Source organism: Dyadobacter sp. 32 (assembly GCF_902506755.1).
GTDB lineage: Bacteria > Bacteroidota > Bacteroidia > Cytophagales > Spirosomataceae > Dyadobacter.
This window is the reverse complement of sequence record NZ_LR735258.1, coordinates 6560783-6578464: the sequence shown is the minus strand read 5'-3', so window position 1 is coordinate 6578464 and position 17682 is coordinate 6560783. Positions and strand designations below refer to the sequence as shown.

Below are 17682 nucleotides of genomic sequence, written 5' to 3'. Positions count from 1 at the left end.
GCTAACTTCGAGCCCGCTAGCAATCTGACAGCAAGCAACGCTCGTCCATCACGCCATAATGCAATTCCGGGAACTAATTTTACCGGGCTTTTGCTTTCATAGTGGTTAGCTGGAGCTTTGCAATGAAAAAACTTTTCACGCACATTACAATCCGATTACTTACTGCAATTTCCCGATTATCCTGGAAACGTTTATATACACTTTCGGATATTTTCAAATTCATCATTTTTGACATTTTTCAGTATCGGAGAAAGGTGATACGCACCAATTTGGAGCATAGCTTTCCCGATATGGATCTCATCCGCCTCCAATCTATAGCTGAAAAATATTACAGGAATTTCACCGACATCATTTTTGAGACTATCAAATTAAGAAGTATCAGCCAGCATGACCTGCTGAGCCGGTTCGATCTTGAAACCACATTATTGAAACACTATTACGAACAGAAAAAGAACCTGGTCGTAGTAGCGGGCCATCTTGGCAACTGGGAAATGCTTAACTTGTTCGCGTCAGCAAAATTGCCGTATCAAATTGTGGTTGTTTACCATGAAATGGCAAACGAGCTCTTTGATGACTGGTTCAAAAATATCCGAACCAAATTTGGTGCAGAGATGGTGCCCATGCGTGAGGCTTTTATAAAAGCGGTGGCTCCCAGAGAAAAACCATTCCTTTTCGTTCTGGTGAATGATCAGTCGCCACAACCTGAAAGAGCGTACTGGACCACTTTTTTGAACCAGGATACCGGTGTATTCCGGGGCGCCGAACTGATTGCAAGGAGGCTTAACGCGCCCGTTTTGTACATGGGCGTGTTGCGTGATGAAATTAAAAGAGGATTTTATAAAGCCTATTTCAAGCTGATCACAGAGACCCCAAACGAAGAGCGTAATAACGGGATCTTGCAAAGTCAAATGACGTATCTAGAACAAGACATCAGAACGCAACCCGACAATTGGTTATGGAGCCATAAAAGATGGAAACATCAGAAGCCTGAACATCTCAGGCAACACCAGTTACTTGAAACGAATAAACGTGAATAAACCCGTTAAATTCCTGATACTGAGATTTTCTTCCATTGGTGATATTGTACTTACGACGCCTGTCATCAGATGCCTGAAGAAACAATATCCAAATGCGGAAATTCATTATTTTACAAAAAGCAAATTCTCGTTCCTGCTTGAAAGCAATCCTTATGTAGATAAATTATGGCTTTTAGAGGGTAGCCTAAAAGAGGTTTTAGGTGAATTAAAAGCGGAAAAGTTCGATTACATCATCGATCTGCACACCAATATCCGTACGTTGAGAATCAAATGGCTCCTGGGCGTACCGTCCTTCAGCTTCTCCAAACTCAACATCCGAAAATTCCTGCTGACTACCTTCAAAATAAACAAACTGCCGCACATGCATGTCGTCGATCGATACATGATGACTCTGAAACATTTCCATGTTGTCAACGACGATGAGGGACTGGATTATTTTGTTCCACCTCAAGATGAAATCGGGTCTGCTCAGCTTCCTCCCACACACCGTAAATCCTACGTCGCTTACGCGATTGGCGGACAACATTTCACGAAGAAGTTACCAGCCCAAAGAATGATTGAGCTGTGCCAAAAACTCAATTACCCGATAGTTTTGTTGGGTGGAAAGGAAGATTTTGAAGAAGGAGACGTTGTAAGAAAAGCATTAGGTGACCAAAAAATTTACAACGCTTGTGGGAAATACAACTTTAATCAGTCCGCAGCAATTTTGCGTCAGGCTATAGTGGTTTTTACGCATGATACCGGTCTTATGCACGTTGCAGCTGCCTTTAAAAAGCGTACTTACTCAATCTGGGGAAACACGGTACCTGCCTTTGGCATGTACCCCTATCAAACCTCATTTGAAAAAATTGAAAACAATCATTTAGACTGTCGCCCCTGCTCAAAAATTGGACACAAGGCCTGCCCTAAAAAACATTTCAAATGCATGAATGACTTGTCCTTTGATTTCGAGGTCAAAGATTTGTCCTCTATTTAATTATTATTACTAGAATTTTTACTGAAATGACAAAAAAGGTGAACATTGGAATAGTTCAAATGAGCTGTACCGATAATACGGAAGACAATTTCAATAAGGCGACGCAGAAGATTCGCGAGGCAGCTTCGCAGGGAGCTCAGATTATCTGCCTGCAGGAACTATTCAAGTCCTTGTATTTCTGTGATGTCGAAGATCACAAGAATTTTGAACTTGCAGAAGCCATTCCTGGCCCTTCAACAAATGCACTCAGCAACCTGGCAGGAGAATTGGGCGTCGTAATCATTGCTTCCCTCTTTGAAAAGCGAGCACATGGTTTGTATCATAATACTACTGCCGTTCTCGATGCGGATGGCTCCTATTTGGGGAAATACCGAAAAATGCACATTCCTGATGACCCGGGTTACTATGAAAAGTTTTATTTCACCCCAGGTGATGCGGTCAGCGGAGAAACCGAGGATACATCCGACCCTGTTGGCTACCGTACTTTCGATACAAAATTTGCTAAAATTGGTGTACTTATCTGCTGGGATCAATGGTATCCGGAGGCTGCCCGAATAACCAGTTTGATGGGTGCCGAAATCTTGTTCTACCCTACTGCAATCGGCTGGGATACCGAAGAAACCGATCCGGTTATCAATGAGGAGCAATATAATGCATGGCAAACCATTCAACGTAGCCATGCCATAGCCAATGGCGTGTACGTTGTGTCGGTTAACAGGGTCGGTCAGGAAGCTGAACAGCAATTCTGGGGTGGATCTTTCATAGCCAATCCACATGGCCGTCTCTTGTATCTGGCACCTCATGAGGAAGAGGTGGTGCACACGCACGAGATTGATCTGCAAAAACTGGATCATTACAGAACTACCTGGCCATTTTTTCGGGATAGAAGGATCGATTCGTATAAACCAATTTTAAAGCGTTATATAGATAACTAATATATTCATAAAATATAACTATTTGTAGTTGATTAAAAAAAGGGCCGCACATTGCGAGCCCTTTTTATTTTTATCCGAGTCCAGGCTGGAAATACGATTATACGTCACCGCTGAATTGTCATGAATATCAGAAATAATAGCACTAAATTTCCATGCTTGTGAAAATTACGCTTAAATACACTCTAACAGAGTGATTAATAGTCTATTAAAAGAATAGAATTTACATAAAGAGATTATTTAATAAAAAATAACAAATTATTCCAATAACATTTTAGTGTAACTCCTATACACCAACTATTATTGCAACATTTTTAATTTTTTTAATTTATTCTCTTGCATTTTTTAAGTTTGTCAGTATATTTGACAAGTCATTAATCGAATGACACGACTTCTTAACTACCAGATAAATTCCAGCCGCACATGAATTTATCTGATCCTGGAAGGGGACCCAATTCTTAACCTCGGAACAAATATTTCCGTCAAAAGAAAAACGAGAACCAACCATGAATATGATTTTTTTAATATTCATATTACTGATAACGGGGACAAGTGTGCTTGTCATCCATGGGACTTACGCGTCCCTTTAAAAAACTTGACAACCCTGTTTGTCCTCCATTAAAGAGGGTATTGCTTTCCGGAAAAGCAGTTTTGCAAGCTTATGGCTGTGTTTGATCTGTCCACGGGAACGTGTGTGCGGCGCACTGAAACGTGGACACCACACAGCCATAACTTTTTCTTCCACTACGATCTTACCTACATTAACTTAACTAATTCACTCATGCGAAAAATTCTCCTATTACTTCTGTGGGCATGTTTCCTCTCCCCTGTTGCATCCGCTCAGGTTCGGCAACTGGAGGGAACGATCACCGCAGCCGAAGACAATGTCGGCCTGGCTGGTGCCTCTGTTATTTACAAGGGAACCAACATCGGCACCATTGCCGATGCGGACGGAAATTTCAAATTCAGCGTACCCGGCGATGGCGTTTTGGTTATTTCTTATGTAGGTTTCCTGATCAAAGAAATCACAATTGGAAATGCTACCAAATTTGACATAAAGCTTGATGCCGATACCAGACAACTCGCCGAGGTGGTGGTAACCGCTTTTGGTATCGAGCGGGAAAAGAAAGCACTTGGATACACGGTTCAGGAAATTAAGGGAAGCTCTCTTACAGAATCCCGATCCACAAACGTGGCTAACGCTCTGTCAGGTAAAATTGCTGGCGTAAGGGTTCAATCCAATGGGGGGCCTGGTAGCGGATCCACCATCCAGATCAGGGGATCATCGTCCGTATCCGGCAATAACCAACCCCTGATTGTAATTGATGGAGTTCCCATGGAGCAAACTGCCAATAAAACCTTTGGTGGTGGCATCTCCGAGGTAAATCCAGACAATATCAAAGAGATGTCTGTCCTAAAAGGACCCAATGCAGCTGCTTTATATGGCTCAAGAGCTGCCAACGGAGTTATCCTGATCACAACAAAAAACGGACAGGGAACCAAAGGCCTTGGTGTAGAAATAAACTCCAATATCACCTTTGAACGCCCATGGATCAAACCCGATTTCCAAAATACATATGGCGGGGGAAGCGGATACAGAACCTGGTATAATGATGGATGGAGCTCCGCATTTTCCGATGCTGCTCAGGTAGCGCAATATCGTTCTGTCTATGACGCCCGATACCCCCTGGCAGGGTCGGCGGGTACTGATGAGAGCTGGGGTGCACCCATGGATGGCCGTATGGTAAGACAATGGTGGACCGGCAACGAAGTAGCTCCACTAACACCACAACCAAACAACTGGGAAGAATACTGGAATACAGGACGTACGATAACAAACAGTGTGGCACTTTCAGGCGGAAATGACAAAGGGTTTTTCCGATTGGGACTTAGCCGGGTGGATCAGAAGGGCATCATGTATTACAATGATTTTCACAGAAATAACTTTCGCATTAACTCGGGTTACAACCTCACCAAAAATTTGAGCATCACGCTATCCGGCGAGTACATCAAATCAGGCTCGGACAACAAAAGCTACACGGGTGGTCAGGAGTTTATCTGGTCTCACCGGCATGTATCCTGGGCACAATTAAGGGACTATGAAAGCTACACAGCTGTACATAATCAAAAAGTCGGAGACACGGATCCCCCAAACTGGCAACATACGTTTTTCACCAATCCATACTTCTCCCAGAAAAATCTGCCCACAGGAAATGAAAAAGACAGATTACTCGGAAATATCGCTCTGAACTATAAAATTCTCCCTTCGTTGAGCCTGATGATCCGTAGCGGAACAGATTATTGGAGCGACACCCGGATCAACGTTTCCAATTTCCTGCGCTTCCGTAATGGCGTGCGTACACCAGGACGCTTTTCGGAAGAAGTACTTCGCAGCCAGGAAACCAACTCCGACTTTATTTTCAGTTACAACAAGGAGGTGTTTAAGGATTTTGGTCTGAATGTACAGTTTGGAGGTATCAACCGGACCAATTACTACAAGAGAAACTACTTCTATGTGGGTGAGCTTGTGGTGGATGGGCTTTACAATGCAGGAAACTCGGTGCCAAGCGCTAATACGATTGAAAGCAATATTACCAAATCTCAAACACAGAGTCTTTTTGGTACGGCCAATTTTTCCTGGAGAAATGCTTTATTCCTTGATCTGACGGCCCGTAACGACTGGTCCAGCACGCTTCCAAGCAATGCCCGGTCATATTTCTATCCTTCAGCATCCGTAAGCGCCGTCCTGACCGAGCTGCTCGATATCAAAAGCAGCGTTCTCTCATTTGGAAAAATCCGCGCCAGCTATGCACAGGTGGGAAATGACGCCCTACCCTATCAGCTTGCACAGACCTTCACCTCCAGCGGCTCGTGGAACGGTACAACAGCAAAATTTGCTGAAAACATTCAAATCGCCAACTCCAATCTGAAACCCGAAATCACAACAGGCATGGAACTTGGTGCTGATCTGCGGTTTTTACGTGGAAAACTGGGATTGGATGTCACCTACTACGATCAGACCACACGTGATCAGATCCTTGGCGTGGAAATATCCAAAGCCAGCGGCTATAATACCCGTATCCTGAACGCAGGAAAGGTTACCAACAAAGGTATTGAAGTAACGATATCGGGGACACCAGTAAAGCTATCGAGTGGTTTTAGCTGGGATGTCTCCATCAATTATGCGCGCAACCGTAATAAGGTGATCGAATTGGCCGAGGGCCTCACAACCTACACCCTCGCTACCCAAAGAGGGATGTCCTCAGAAGCCCGTGTCGGGGAAGCATACGGTACCTTTTACGGTGTAGGTTTCAAGAAGTCTCCGGACGGCCAGATAATCTATGACGCGAATGGATTGCCCGTAACCATTGCCAATCAAAAACTGGGTAATGTCCAGCCCGACTGGATTGGTGGCATCTCAAACACGCTGAACTACAAAGGCATATCCCTTAGTTTTCTGATAGACGCCCGCATCGGAGGTGATATTTACGACGAAGGTACAGGAACAGCCCGCTGGACAGGCCAATATGCCGAAACCGCTCTGGGTCGCGAAGAAGGGGTGATCGGAAAAGGTGTAAGAGAGGTTGTGAACGCCGACAAGACAATCAGCTATGTACCCAATGACATCATCGTAACCGCCAACCAACTGTACGGTTACAGCAATCCGCGTAACTATCACGAATCAGCCATTTTTGATGCCAGTTATGTAAAACTTCGTGAAGTGTCACTGGGATACAGCTTCAATCCGGGACTTCTCAAGAGAGTGAAAATCCAGACGGCCAAAGTTTCACTTGTGGGACGAAACGTGTGGATGATCTTCAAAAATACCCCACATATCGACCCTGAAATTGATGCAAAAGGCGGAAACGGCCAGGGTTTCGGGTACGGCGAACTACCCAGCTCACGTAGCATAGGAGCCAATTTATCCCTATCCTTCTAAGACAGGTATCTCATTACGGACTTAAAAGAACTTTCTGATGAAAAACATATTGAATCATAAGACCATTTGGGTAACTACCCTGGCATCCATACTGACCGCCACCAGCTGCACCAAGGATTTTGATGAAATGAATACCAACCCCAACGCCCCTACTGCGATTGGCGCTCAATATCTATTGCCTACGGGGATCGAAACAGCCATTGATCGCTACTGGGGCCACCGTACCCGTTTCGAACGGATTAATATCGACGCGGCGGAACTGTATGTACAGCATTTGACCCGGAACATTTACAGCAACGAAGGCGATGACTACACGGTTTCACCTGCATTGCTAACCAATAACTGGAAAGGTTTTTACAACGATTCGCAGCTGAATTTCCAGCGTATAATCCAGCAAACCGGCACAGGCTCGGCAACGCCGAACACCAACTACGAAGGAGTGGCATTGGTCATGCGTACCTGGGTTTTCTCCTTGCTTACGGATATGTACGGAGCCATTCCATATTCGGATGCGATCAAAGGGACAGCCGCCGAAGCAGTCTACACCCCCAAATACGACGCCATGGAGGCTATCTATGCAGGGATGCTCAATGACCTGAAAATGGCCAATGAAAAATTGACCGTTGGAGGGCCCGCAATAGCCGGGGATATTCTTTATTCCGGGGATATTCTGAAATGGAAAAAATTTGCAAATTCGTTAAGGCTTCGTTTGGCCAATCGCCAGGCGGCTAAGAAACCCGCAGAATCACGAGCTATCATGGCAGAAATCTTAGGGGATGCCGGCAAATTCCCTATTTTTACAAGTAATGCCGACAACGCTGCCCTGAAATGCACAACGGTGTTGCCCAGCAATAACGAGTGGAATCAGATCTTGAAACAGGATGGCCGTACTGACTGGAATATCAGCAAAACACTGGCGGACAAAATGAATACGCTTGGAGACACCAGGATTACCGTTTATGCCAATAAAAACAAAGATGGCATTTATCAGGGACATCCAAATGGATTACCTGATGCCATTGCAACGTCTTATCTCGCCACCAGCTCAACCATAGGCACCGCCTTTACCAACGCCGATGCCCCGGAAGTGATCATGACATTTGCCGAACTGAATTTCATTCTTGCCGAAGCGGTACTGGACGGAGATATTACCAAAGGTGATGCCAAAACGTACTTCGAAACGGGTCTCACTGCCTCGTTTGCGCAGTATGGCCTGACTGTTCCGGCCGAATTCCTAACGAACCTCGGTACCGTAACACGTGAAAAAGTTTTGGAACAAAAATGGGTTTCCCTTTTTGCTCAGGGTATAGAAGCCTGGACAGAGTGGCGCAGAACAGGTTTTCCGGTCTTTCCCGCACCCGATTCCCGGGCGGTCCTTAAAAACGATGGCGTACTGCCCACCCGATTTAACTATCCAAGTTCGGAATATTCGCTCAACGCGAAAGAAGTAGCTACCGGAGAAACGTTAAATGGTGGCCCCAATGACATGAAGACCAAACTTTGGTGGTCCGAAAAATAGGTGGTTTTTATTGAAATCCTGTTCACAGATAATCCCGTAATTATGAAAAATATAAAAAGACTTTCCATCGGACTCCTGGCGATAATGGCTCTGGCAGTAACTTCCTGCAAAGTGGAAGATCCATTTTTGGACAACAACGTGGCGCCAGTTCTGGTCGACGTAGTTGGGGCGGCGTTTGGAGCGCCATTATCGGCAAAACCTTCGGTTACGTATCCTTTGACCAGCCCATCGCTTACACTGGCAGTACGGCTCCTGGAGTTAGACAAAACCAACATTCTGGATCACACAAAGGGAATCGACTCCATACCAGTTCCCAATGTTAAGATTGCCCTTACATTCCGAACAGAGGTGAAGCCAAATGTTTTCGTAACCGGAACGATCGGCGAATTCACATCTGATGCAAACGGACTTGTGACGGTTCCAACTACATGGGATAAGTTTTCGATTCAAAAAGCCTCAGAAGGAAACGCAGCCGTGCTCATATCCAACCTGGCATGGACAGGAACTTACAAAGGAATTGCCTTTTCCCGACAGTCGCAGGTCCAGGCCAAATAAAAATAACAACCGGGCCGGTTGACTCCACCAGGCTACACCTTTTCCATACCTTTTGATAACTTATAATCATCCAATTACAAAAACAAGGAAACAAAATGAATCAGAAAATCGACCGTCGCAATTTGTTGAAATCGGGCCTGATGGCTATCGGAGGCATGACCCTCGCACCACACCTGAGCATGGGAGCATTTGGAAGCCAGCCTATGTCGCTGGATCCGGAAAACCGTATTTTCAGAAGCCCAATGGTAAGAGAACATTACCTTCCAGGTGACTTCAAAGCGCCTAAAATTGTTGCCAGACTTAGTTCTAATGAAAACCCTTACGGTCCACCCGCCTCTGCACAAAAGGCTGTGGTCGATTCCGTAAAATTCGGAAACCGCTACGCCGGGCGTGATATGTTTGAGCTGATCGAAAAAATTGCCAAAAAGGAAGGGGTTACAGCAGATCACCTGATGGTGGCTCCCGGCTCTTCGGATTTACTCGAAAAGGTCGCCATCGTGCTCTTCATGAATGGCGGCAATATCGTGTCCGCAGACCCCTGCTACATGTCCATGATCCGCGTCGCCGAATCGGTGGGTGCAAAATGGAAGGCCATTCCCTGCACAACTGACTGGTCGCATGACCTGAAGGCAATGGAAGCTGCTGTGGATAAGGATACAAAACTGGTGTATGTCTGCAACCCAAACAACCCTACCGGAGCGATCACAAAGGGACAGGACCTGCTGGACTTCTGTTCCCGTGTGTCAGAGAAAGTACCCGTGTTTGTGGACGAAGCATACATAGAGTTGGCTGTGGGTGCAGACACCCAAAGCATGGTATCGCTTTTATCACAGAAGAAAAACGTGATTGTAGCCCGCACCTTCTCAAAAATCATGGGCATGGCAGGTTTACGTTTCGGGTACATGGTAGCGCTACCTTCGTTTCTCAAAGACATCAATAAGATAACCAGAGGCGGATTCAGTATCTGCAGCACCACCGTAGCAGCTGCAACTGCCAGTATGGAAGACGACGGATTCCAGGAGATGACCCGCAAGCAGAACCACCAGGCCAAACTGTATCTGTATGAAAACCTGAGCAAGATGGGTTACAAATACATCCCGTCCTATACCAACTTTGTACTATTCCCCATTAGCATACAGGGCAAAGAACTTTTGTCAAAAATGATGGCCAAAGGCATTTCGGTCAGGTCCTTCGATATTCAGAACAAGCCATGGTGCAGAGTAAGTATCGGAACCATGGATGAAATGAAAACTTTCGTCGGGGCCCTGGAGACCATGTCTGCCTAATCCCCCATATCCGGTTATACCAGTTGAAGAGGATCATCTGTTGGTCACTCCACCTTCTTCAATTGCCCATAATTGTTTTTAAACAAACCAGTATCCTGTACGCTTTCGGCAGGGTATTGGTTTATCAAACTCCTATTACATCATGAGTGATGCACTTCAAAAAACCATTACACTCCTTTTGCTGATCATTCTGGGTCTTTTGCTTAAAAGTAAATTCAAAAGCAAGGAACAGACCAACGGCATTAAAGAAATCATTTTGTCCGTAGCGTTGCCGTCAACGATTTTTATATCATTGATGAAAATTGATATTGACTCTTCCATGATCGTCATACCGCTGGTAACGCTGGTTTTCAATTTTCTCATGTTCTTTTCCGCACCACTCGCATTTTCATTATTTGGTATTGAGAAGCACAGCCCTACCGGCAGAACGTTGATGATGCTGATTCCTTCCCTGGCGCCCGGGCTATCCTGCTTTCCGTTTATCGCAGAATTCCTTGGTGAAAAAAGTCTGGCTATTGCTGCTCTGGCAGACGTTGGAAACAAGTTTTTTGTGCTGATTTCCCTGTATATTCTCGCCATGAATATGTTTTTGAAAAATAGTGATGAAAAGGAAATGAAGATGGGTGGAAAACTGAAAAGCTTGTTTGCCAGCATGTTTCAGGAGCCGATTAACATCCTCATTTTTCTGGCGCTGATTTTGTTGAGTCTGGGGATTAGTTTCAAAACATTACCATCTGTAGTAACCGACCTTTTTGATAAAACCAGTGCGATGATGACCCCGTTGGTTTTGTTGTTCATTGGACTTGCCGTTCAGCTTAAAGAAGGCAAGAAGCGTATCGTTGCGAGTATATTACTGTTCCGGGCTGGTATTACCATGCTGATCAGCGCAGGAATGATTTATGTACTGAACATTACCGATTTGTCGATGATTCTGCTGTCAATCGTTATACCATTGAGCGCCGCAAGTTTCTGGCCACTTGCACATATTTCGGCATTCAATTTGCGGGAAGATACAAAGTCAGTACCCAAAGAAAAAAGGACTTTTGATCTCGAACTGGCCGTGTTACTCCTGGCTTTTTCTTTGCCTTTTTCCACAATCCTCATTTTGTCCATCCTCTCGTCCGGATCCTTTTTTGCACACATACCTACTTTAATCACATCAGGCCTCATATTGATCAGCCTGGGTGCATTGCCCAATTTGCTGGGTAAAGTATTCATGAAAGTCTCCAAAGCCTGACAAACCGTAACAAGAAAATGAAAAAGCAAATCCTGATTTTGATGTCGACGATTCTCTGGTCAGAACTGGCAGCGCAAACGGAAAGTATAAACTATAAACTCAAAACAGAGGAAACCTTTAAAGTTACCACTGACAAGAAAAAGCATTACACCTATTTTTCGGCCAACGCACCCGTCACCATGGCCGATGGTGCCGTAAAGGACATTGCAGATATCAGGGTGGGCGAACATGTAAAAAGCTTTACAAATGGCAAAAATTCCGTCACCCGAGTAAAGCAGGTTGACATATACAACTATCCGGGTTCTGCATTGACGGCGTTATACCTACGCCCCACCCACGAAACAACCGCCAGTAATTCAACTGAAAGACACGTTGAGGCACTTTTGCTGGAAGCTACACCCTACCACCACGTCCTCACCCAAAGAGGCAGAAAAAAGGTAAAGAATCTTTCAAAAAAAGACGTTCTCTATCACTTTGAACCGGCCACAGGAGAAGTAACGACCTGGAAAATCGGAGCAATACAGGAAAATGCAAGAAGGGTTGTGAAGGCATACAACCTGAAAACCGTGGAAGGGACCTACCTGATTGAAAACGTGGTGGTGAATTAGCTTTCAGCCAGGTGCCCCCGGCTAGGCGCCCCCGGCTAGGCGCCCTCGGCATCAACTCAGTTGATTAAATACAATTTCAGATGATCTGGTGGAAAGCAACCAAAAAACTAGTTACTCAACGTCACAATCCACTTTTTTAATTGATTCATGTCGCAGCTGTTCGGTTGTTTTACGGGATCCATCATGACTCCATCCCGGAGGTCCAAAAACGTATCCAAGGCCTGCTTTAAAATTGGGGGCCCTGGATATATCATCGTATATATCCCGCCATTCATGAAAGGCGATGTGAAACAGGTTGTAGCTCCCCAGATTCTTAGTAAGTCCGTAATGCGGCCGCTCTTCCTCCCTCTGAAACGTTCCAAACATCCGATCCCAGATAATGAGAATCCCTGCATGATTTTTGTCCAGATATTTCAGATCAGAACCATGATGAACCCGGTGGTGGGATGGGGTGTTGAAAATCCACTCAATGGGTTTTGGCATCAGATTTACCGCCTCCGTGTGTATCCAGAACTGGTAAATCAGGCTGATGGTTTGCATCAGAAAAATATCTACCGGTTGAAACCCGATCAGAGGCATCCATAAATAAAAGATAAACGCGCCGCTGATATTCCCCGTCCAGGTTTGGCGCAGCGCCGTACCTAAATTGTAGAATTGTGACGAGTGGTGTATTACGTGGGACGCCCAAAAGTACCGCACCTGATGGCTCATCCGGTGAAACCAGTAGTAGCTCAGATCATCCGCAAAAAATAGCCCAACCCAATACCACCATACGTCGCGACCCAGGCTAACAATTCTGTATTTATAAACCAGAACAATCGAGGCAAACACGACAACTTTGGAAACAATTCCGGTAATCACGTTGCCTATACCCATGGAAAGACTACTAACGGTGTCCTTTGTCTCATAGTGATCCTGGTGCTTTTGAAGATACCGATAATACAATACTTCCACCAGGATGGAAAGTATGAAAAATGGAATGGCGTAGAATATAATATCTTTCATGCTCACCGATAAAACAAAACAAATTTATGATTTTATTTAAATAAACAAAGACAATTTACATTCATCTTGCCTCCGGTCTGTGATTTGGAACAAACCTTTACGACCTTTGCAGCTTCATAGTAGGTCGCAATCGTATTTTTCCTGTGTTACAAAACAACCTGACTCCATCCCCAAAAGATCTGGGCTTTACATTCCCCTCCGAATGGCATCCCCACAGGGCAACCTGGCTGACCTTCCCGCACAACGATGCATCGTGGCAAGGCGACCGGTTGCAAAAAATGCGTCCGCAATATCTCTCGTTTATCAAAGCGATCAGTAAGGGGGAAAAAGTGGGGATCATTGCCAATGACTTTGGTTTGAAATCTTTTATAGAAGAAGAGCTCGAAAGAACAGGTGTGGATTTGTCTCAAATCGAATTTGTAGTAAAGCCAACCAACGATGCCTGGTGCCGTGACCATGGCCCTGCCTTTCTGATCAACGAAACAAGCAAACAAAAGATGGTCGTGGATTGGGGACACAACGCATGGGGTGGTAAATATCCGCCATATGATGATGACAACCGAACCCCTCAGGCCATTGCCCGATACCTGAACCTTCCAGTGACAACTCCCGGGATCATCATGGAAGGCGGATCGGTGGAATTCAATGGTGCAGGGACTATTCTGACCAGCAGATCATGTCTGCTGAACCCCAACCGAAATGCACACCTGAACCAGAGCCAGATTGAGCAATATCTCTTTGACTACTACGGCACCGAACAGGTACTCTGGGTCGAAGACGGCATCGTAGGCGACGACACAGATGGACATATTGACGACACTACCCGGTTTGTGAACCAAAATACTGTCGTAGCCTGTGTAGAGCAGGACGCAAATGACGAAAACTACCAGATCCTGCAAACCAACCTGACCCTGCTTAAAGGAATGCGACTGCTGGATGGCAAACAGCTAAATATTATTGAGCTGCCCATGCCCAAGGCCGTTATCATTGACGATTTCCGAACCCCCGGCTCCTACGCCAACTTCCTGATCTGCAATGCCGGTGTGATTGTGCCGGTTTTTAATAATCCTAATGATAGCGTCGCGCTGGATATTCTTGCACAGGCATTTCCGTCCAAAAATATCATTCCGCTGGAAGCTACCGAGATCATCTGGGGACAGGGAAGCTTTCACTGTTTGAGCCAGCAGGAGCCAGAGATTTAAAAGAACATTGAAGCCGGGACGTCCCAAAAACCTCTACTCAAACGGTAAACCTTATGCAACCCGAAAATCATCATCAGAAGTAATACTTGCTTGCGATTGAGCACCGCTGGATCTATGAGCGAAAAAACCAAATAGTGCTCGGGACCATTTTCACCTGTATACATGTTTACGGGTTTCCCAATCCAAATGACAACAGAAATCTAAAACGCTCACTCACCGCTACAAAAAAGGAAGTTGAAACCTCTTCCCGGCTTACTTGCCGGAAGAAGCAATTTCTTTGATAGCACTGACCAACTTGTCCAGTTCATTCAAACGGGTATAAACATGTGGTGTTACACGTACGCATTTCACATTTTCATAATCGATTGCAACGGTATGTATTTTATATTTATTGAATAAGGCTCTTTCAAGCTCATTGGGCGTCATGCCTTCCACACTCACACCACAGATAGCACATGAATAGGCTGATTTCAGGGACGTCCTGATCGTCACACGGGATACGTTTACAACCTGTTCGGCCCAGTAATTTTTAAGGTACCTTACACGTTCTTCCTTCCGCTTATTACCTATTGCCAACTGAAAATTAATGGCCTCACCGATCCCTTGTTCAATCGGAAAACTACGGGTACCAAGTGTTTCGAACTTACGGATATTGGTTCCGCGGGGATCCCCGTTTGCCAACAAGGGCCATATTTTAGAAATTTTCTCCTTTCTAATCCACATCATACCACTACCAATGGGGGCGCTCAGAAATTTATGTAACGATGTTGCGAAATAATCGCAGCCCAGGTCGGGAATTTTGAAGTCGAGCAATGCGAAGGAATGCGCTCCGTCACATACCACCTCTAGTCCGTAACGATGCGCCATGTCGCTGATTTTCCTTACAGGAAGTATTTGCCCCACCCAGTTAATGACATGTGTGATGTGTATGACTTTGGTTTTTGGGGTGATTGCCTTTTCGAAAGCCTGAACAATTTCGTCATCGTTTTCAACTGGAAAGTTAAAGCTGAGCTGCTTGTAAATAATCCCGTCACGCATAGCTCTTTGTTTCCAGGCATTCATGTGATTGGGATAGTCCAGTTTGGAACCGATCACTTCGTCGCCGGCCTTAAGTGCCAGACCAAAGATGATTGTATTCAAAGATTCCGTCGCATTCCTGTTGATTACAATTTCCTCTTTGTCGCAACCAGCAAGCCCTGCCAGTTTTTCGCGTAATGGCTCCCTTCCCTGATCCAGTATTTCCCACATGAAGTAGGAAGGCCCCTCGTTGGTCAGCTTGTTATATCTTTCCACTGCTTCCTGAACCACCCGTGGCGCCGGACTTACGCCACCATTATTCAAATTAATCAGATTGGGACTTACCGTATAGGCTTGCTGTATCACGCTCCAGTAATCTTCGTTTGCAGCTACCGTAACAGGTGTAAGATTTCTGACCTGATGATTGGCAGATGTTATATCTGCAGCATGTAACTGGTTGAATAAACTGTTGACAGAGAAAGCCCCCGCTGTTGCACCCAATTGCTGTAAGAACTGTCTGCGTCGTGCCATTATTGCAATGAATTTTAGAGAAAATACCGATCGGAACTATGGGCACATGGTGATCTGCAAAAGGTTACACCTTTCACGGATCACCACTCAGCCTGCATAGGAAATAATAGAAAGATTTAATCTTAATTCCCCTTTCCGTAATCCGGCGACTTCTTGTCAAACCAGATTCTTTCGGAATTAAGTTTAGAAATGGTAAAATCGTTGGGTGTAAAACCTTGTTCGGTCATAGCTGCTGCCCAGTTTGCATGATTTACCTGTCCGGGATCGGTTGTCCACCACCTTCTGGGTAATACATCGCTTACGGTTTCACGAGCGAGTAAAGTGGAATTGAACTTTGGATAACCTGTCCGGCGCGCAAGTGTAAAAGCTTCATTGGGTTCCCGGTAAAAATTCAGGAGAGACTGAATATAAATCTTCTCCAGGTCTGCCTTTCCATCAAACTTCACTATCGGGTTGGCCAGATGGGCCTCAATCCGCTCATCGATATTGGCATAGGATGTGGAGCCGGCTGCAGTCGCAATATCATTCATGGTCTTGCTCGAGGCGCGGATTCCCTTGTTATACCATTCAGCTGCCGTGCCCTTGGTGTTAATTCCGGTTCCGTAACCTTTTTGAATAAACTCGGCAATCTGCAGGCACACCTCTGCATAAGAAAACAATACATCCACAACAGTACCGCTGCCCCTGTCCACAGTAGGTGCAAAAAACTTGCGGTTAACGGTAGATATCAACTGATACCTGTTTGATCCTCCGCCATTAAACGGATTTACAAAATAAGTACTCACCGTTGGATTAGACTGAAAATCGGCGGGCCCTCCCTGGTACATAATATTGGGATCATTGGCCTTGACCCACGAAGGCAATACCTTGCTATACTTGGCGAGCGTGTCCTTGTAGCTGCCTGTCAGGGAGTTTTTGTCGTAATATATGCCTAGTCGTGGATCATCCGACGATTTCAGAAATTCCACTGCAGATCCAACAGCGAAGTGGCGGCTGTATATATCGATGTTATAGCCATCAACTCCGAACGGGTAATATGCAGGATTGCTATGCACCAACTGATCAGACACGGCACTTAATGGGCCTGTGGCATCGGCCATTACTTCTTTGAAAATCTGGGTGGCTTTTGCCGGATCCTGGTTCTGATATCTGGCAGCAATTCTCAACTTAAGAGAATTTGCCAATTTGATCCACTTTGTAACGTCGCCGCCATAGAAAACGTCATTGTTCCCTAAGTTGACCTGATCGGCCGACTGTTTCTGCAGGGTCGCTATAGCGTCCGACAATTCTTTGAGCCATAAATTAAACAGGCTTTCCTGATTGTCATACTTGGGATTGTATCGGGCATTATCCCTACCCTGGTTTGCCTCCGTGTAAGGAATGGATCCGTTCATATCGCTTACTTTTAATGCCATCATCACCTGAGGGATGTAAGTGATCGCATTAATCTGAGCAAATCTCTCCTTGTCAGCTTTGAGTGCTATCAATCGCCGGATCTCCACCAGATTGGGCAAAACACTTGTGTAGAAAAGATTGTAGCGTCCGTTTACAGCGGTTGTTGCCACTGCATAGCTTTGCCCGGTCACCAGTTGACAAGCCGAAAGGAAATGGGTAAATCCTTCATTCCAATACTCACCACCCCGGGAGGTCTGCATGGGCACCAGTGATGAGGTTAAGAGTAACCGCACATCCACATCACTTACCACATTGGGATTCACGTTGATTGTTTCAAAATCCTTGGTGCAGGAGCTGGTGCAAAAGCAGAAGAATGCTGTAATGATGATATATAAAAAAGTACCTTTCATATCTGTTATTTTAATTGTGTATTATAATCAAT

At 45.3% G+C, this 17682-nt stretch carries 13 protein-coding genes; 10 read left to right on the top strand and 3 right to left on the bottom strand.

What is annotated here, in order from left to right:
• The first annotated feature begins 122 nt into the window (after nt 1-122).
• The 9 genes from DYADSP32_RS26920 (at nt 123) to DYADSP32_RS26880 (ending at nt 12090) form a co-directional block, all read left to right on the top strand.
• Nucleotides 123-1037, top strand: coding sequence for a lysophospholipid acyltransferase family protein (locus DYADSP32_RS26920; protein WP_149239863.1), 915 nt, complete (start codon nt 123-125; stop codon nt 1035-1037).
• Nucleotides 1030-2013 carry a glycosyltransferase family 9 protein gene (locus DYADSP32_RS26915; RefSeq protein ID WP_149239864.1) on the top strand — a complete coding sequence of 328 codons (984 nt, stop codon included), beginning with the start codon at nt 1030-1032 and terminating at the stop codon, nt 2011-2013. The genes DYADSP32_RS26920 and DYADSP32_RS26915 overlap by 8 nt, the downstream gene beginning before the upstream one ends.
• 26 nt (nt 2014-2039) lie before the next feature.
• A complete protein-coding gene (locus DYADSP32_RS26910) occupies nt 2040-2948 on the top strand; it encodes a carbon-nitrogen hydrolase (protein WP_149239865.1) in 909 nt (302 codons plus the stop codon).
• 778 nt (nt 2949-3726) lie between these two features.
• Entirely contained in the window at nt 3727-6885 is a 3159-nt protein-coding gene (locus DYADSP32_RS26905) for a SusC/RagA family TonB-linked outer membrane protein (RefSeq protein ID WP_149239866.1), read from the top strand.
• Nucleotides 6886-6922: 37 nt separating this feature from the next.
• On the top strand, nt 6923-8404 hold the full coding sequence (locus DYADSP32_RS26900; protein ID WP_149239867.1) for a SusD/RagB family nutrient-binding outer membrane lipoprotein: 1482 nt from the start codon (nt 6923-6925) through the stop codon (nt 8402-8404).
• A gap of 42 nt (nt 8405-8446) precedes the next feature.
• A complete protein-coding gene (locus tag DYADSP32_RS26895) occupies nt 8447-8959 on the top strand; it encodes a hypothetical protein (protein WP_149239868.1) in 513 nt (170 codons plus the stop codon).
• Between the two features lie 95 nt (nt 8960-9054).
• A complete protein-coding gene (locus DYADSP32_RS26890; RefSeq protein ID WP_149239869.1) occupies nt 9055-10245 on the top strand; it encodes a pyridoxal phosphate-dependent aminotransferase in 1191 nt (396 codons plus the stop codon).
• A 142-nt stretch (nt 10246-10387) separates the two neighbouring features.
• Nucleotides 10388-11482 carry a hypothetical protein gene (locus tag DYADSP32_RS26885; protein WP_149239870.1) on the top strand — a complete coding sequence of 365 codons (1095 nt, stop codon included), beginning with the start codon at nt 10388-10390 and terminating at the stop codon, nt 11480-11482.
• 17 nt (nt 11483-11499) lie between these two features.
• The gene (locus DYADSP32_RS26880) at nt 11500-12090 is read left to right on the top strand and encodes a hypothetical protein (protein ID WP_149239871.1); all 591 of its coding nucleotides are present in this window, start codon (nt 11500-11502) and stop codon (nt 12088-12090) included.
• A 111-nt stretch (nt 12091-12201) separates the two neighbouring features.
• Here the strand turns inward: DYADSP32_RS26880 and DYADSP32_RS26875 are convergent, their stop codons facing one another.
• Nucleotides 12202-13095 (bottom strand): sterol desaturase family protein, encoded by an 894-nt coding sequence (locus DYADSP32_RS26875; RefSeq protein WP_149239872.1) that lies wholly within the window; start codon nt 13093-13095, stop codon nt 12202-12204.
• A 143-nt stretch (nt 13096-13238) separates the two neighbouring features.
• Here DYADSP32_RS26875 and DYADSP32_RS26870 point away from each other — a divergent pair, with 143 nt between their 5' ends.
• Nucleotides 13239-14297: an agmatine deiminase family protein gene (locus DYADSP32_RS26870; protein ID WP_149239873.1), complete on the top strand. Its 1059-nt coding sequence runs from the start codon at nt 13239-13241 to the stop codon at nt 14295-14297.
• A 252-nt stretch (nt 14298-14549) separates the two neighbouring features.
• Here the strand turns inward: DYADSP32_RS26870 and DYADSP32_RS26865 are convergent, their stop codons facing one another.
• On the bottom strand, nt 14550-15845 hold the full coding sequence (locus DYADSP32_RS26865) for an aminotransferase class V-fold PLP-dependent enzyme (RefSeq protein WP_149239874.1): 1296 nt from the start codon (nt 15843-15845) through the stop codon (nt 14550-14552).
• A 122-nt stretch (nt 15846-15967) separates the two neighbouring features.
• Nucleotides 15968-17650: a SusD/RagB family nutrient-binding outer membrane lipoprotein gene (locus tag DYADSP32_RS26860; protein WP_149239875.1), complete on the bottom strand. Its 1683-nt coding sequence runs from the start codon at nt 17648-17650 to the stop codon at nt 15968-15970.
• Between the last annotated feature and the right edge of the window lie 32 nt (nt 17651-17682).

Coding starts and splice junctions, on each gene's coding strand:
- DYADSP32_RS26920 (WP_149239863.1), top strand. CDS start 123: ATGAAAAAACTTTTCACGCACATTACAATCCGATTACTTACTGCAATT.
- DYADSP32_RS26910 (WP_149239865.1), top strand. CDS start 2,040: ATGACAAAAAAGGTGAACATTGGAATAGTTCAAATGAGCTGTACCGAT.
- DYADSP32_RS26905 (WP_149239866.1), top strand. CDS start 3,727: ATGCGAAAAATTCTCCTATTACTTCTGTGGGCATGTTTCCTCTCCCCT.
- DYADSP32_RS26900 (WP_149239867.1), top strand. CDS start 6,923: ATGAAAAACATATTGAATCATAAGACCATTTGGGTAACTACCCTGGCA.
- DYADSP32_RS26895 (WP_149239868.1), top strand. CDS start 8,447: ATGAAAAATATAAAAAGACTTTCCATCGGACTCCTGGCGATAATGGCT.
- DYADSP32_RS26890 (WP_149239869.1), top strand. CDS start 9,055: ATGAATCAGAAAATCGACCGTCGCAATTTGTTGAAATCGGGCCTGATG.
- DYADSP32_RS26885 (WP_149239870.1), top strand. CDS start 10,388: ATGAGTGATGCACTTCAAAAAACCATTACACTCCTTTTGCTGATCATT.
- DYADSP32_RS26880 (WP_149239871.1), top strand. CDS start 11,500: ATGAAAAAGCAAATCCTGATTTTGATGTCGACGATTCTCTGGTCAGAA.
- DYADSP32_RS26875 (WP_149239872.1), bottom strand. CDS start 13,095: ATGAAAGATATTATATTCTACGCCATTCCATTTTTCATACTTTCCATC.
- DYADSP32_RS26865 (WP_149239874.1), bottom strand. CDS start 15,845: ATGGCACGACGCAGACAGTTCTTACAGCAATTGGGTGCAACAGCGGGG.
- DYADSP32_RS26860 (WP_149239875.1), bottom strand. CDS start 17,650: ATGAAAGGTACTTTTTTATATATCATCATTACAGCATTCTTCTGCTTT.